Origin of the sequence: Bizionia argentinensis JUB59 (genome assembly GCF_000224335.1) — a bacterium.
Classification (GTDB): domain Bacteria; phylum Bacteroidota; class Bacteroidia; order Flavobacteriales; family Flavobacteriaceae; genus Algorimicrobium; species Algorimicrobium argentinense.
Window position 1 is genome coordinate 1 of record NZ_AFXZ01000045.1, and the last position, 1,766, is coordinate 1,766.

At 29.8% G+C, this 1,766-nt stretch carries 2 protein-coding genes; both read right to left on the reverse strand.

The window, feature by feature from the left end:
• Window positions 1-127: 127 nt before the first annotated feature.
• Window positions 128-733: a Yip1 family protein gene (locus tag BZARG_RS11605; RefSeq protein ID WP_008638627.1), complete on the reverse strand. Its 606-nt coding sequence runs from the start codon at window positions 731-733 to the stop codon at window positions 128-130.
• Window positions 734-849: 116 nt separating this feature from the next.
• Window positions 850-1,740, reverse strand: a complete 891-nt coding sequence (locus tag BZARG_RS11610; RefSeq protein WP_008638625.1) for a leucine-rich repeat domain-containing protein — start codon at window positions 1,738-1,740, stop codon at window positions 850-852.
• Between the last annotated feature and the right edge of the window lie 26 nt (window positions 1,741-1,766).

The following is a 1,766-nucleotide window of genomic DNA, read 5'->3' on the forward strand; positions in this document are numbered from 1 at the left end:
AGGAACGTTGCGATTTTGTATGCGAGGATTTTCCGCAGGAAAATCAGAAGCTAGCAAAAGAGCAACGACCAAACGATCGAACTAAAATAAGCAATGTTTTTTACACGGTGTTAGCCACAGTATTTTTTTAATATAAATATGGTCTAATTAGGAAATAATAAAATATTCCAAAAATCATAGCTCCTGATAAATAATTCAAAACTGCATTTAATGTATTTAGTTTTTGAGCAACTTTAAGTCCTTTAAAAAGTAAAATCAGTTGCCAAATTCCAAATACTGCTTGAACTAACATTAAAACTATTATTAATAATGATAAAATCAGTATTAGTGTCGTATCAATTTCAGTCGTAATAATTCTTGCAACTATTATACTTGGAATTAAAAAAAGGACGGAAAAAAAAAGAGGGAAATAAGACCAACTTAAAACACTATATATCTTTTTTAAATCGTTTTCAGCATTGAATAGTTTTCCTGTCAGTTTAATTAAATATCCGACAATTAAATTTGAAAATATTCCGTAAATAATTCCTAAACTTACCATTGAAAGAATCGACACAATTGTCATTTTAAAACTCTCAATATTTATTAGTCCTTCGGATTTCATTATGTAGTAAATGAATATAATTCCATTACAACCAAATAATGAAAGTGTTTTAATCCAATTGATGTCCTTTGAAAGAACTAATTCAAACGTTTCAGTAGGTTTTTTCCAAAAGGACTTGAGTTTTTTCATATTGTGGCTAACGGTCTTGTGTATGGTTAGTTGCGTGGTTAAGCAACTAATTTAGCAAATAAATCACAGATAGAATATTCCGCAGGAATGTTCGTAAGTCGGCAGTGACCTAGCAATTAATTATACACGGTGTTGCCAACAGTAGTTTTTATTATTTGTTCCGATTCTTTTTTTATTCCTTCGTATTTTTTAATAAACTCTTCGCATTTTTCATTCGCTTTTGGGTTTGTACATTTTACTCTTCCAGCTCTTTTGCCGAGAAATTCAAAATATTCGTTGTATTCCCAACATAACTCCCAAATTCCACCTTTAGTTCCACATTCAACATTAGGTAAAGCTGTTTCTAAAAACGCATATTCTTGCGTGTTTAAAGTTGCTCTTCCAATTATTATTTTCTTTAAATTATTTAGTTTTAAAATCGGTAAAAATGCAGGAAATTCTGTTTTGTTAATTATAAAACCTAAAGAAAAAACTTCAAGATTTGGCAAGCCTTCTAAAAATTCAAAATTTTCAATCGGTTGATTCCAGTCAAGTGTTCCGTCAATGTGCAAATATTTTAAACTTTCAATTCCTTTAAGATTTTCAAAACTCGAAACTTTCCTTAAATTCTCAAAGTGAAGTGATTTCAGTTTCTTTAAATTCCGCAAAGGTGATAAGTCAGAAAATCCAGAAACATATTCAAGCACAATCTCTTCTAAATTGATTAATTCTCCAATGAATTCTATGTCTTTTGTCCGCAGATGAGTAATTCTCAATCTTGTTATTTGAGTTAGTTTGCTTATTTTTTGAACTTGTTCTTTACTTGGTTCGTGTAAAGTTATTTCCTCAATATTTGGGCAATTAAAAACTTGATTCCAATTGTTATCATTTTTAGAAATCGTTAAAATTCTGACATCTTCTTTGTTTATTATTTCCTCGTTTGCAGAATACGCATATCTTTCTACATTCGGAATAATTATCCAATAGTTACCTGTTCTGTCTAAAAAATCTCCAAAATGGTGTTTCATTCGTTTGAGTGAGTTCTATTGTTGGC

Excerpts from the sequence above, each read along its gene's own strand:
- BZARG_RS11610 (WP_008638625.1), bottom strand. The coding sequence starts at position 1,740 with ATGAAACACCATTTTGGAGATTTTTTAGACAGAACAGGTAACTATTGG.
- BZARG_RS11605 (WP_008638627.1), bottom strand. The coding sequence starts at position 733 with ATGAAAAAACTCAAGTCCTTTTGGAAAAAACCTACTGAAACGTTTGAA.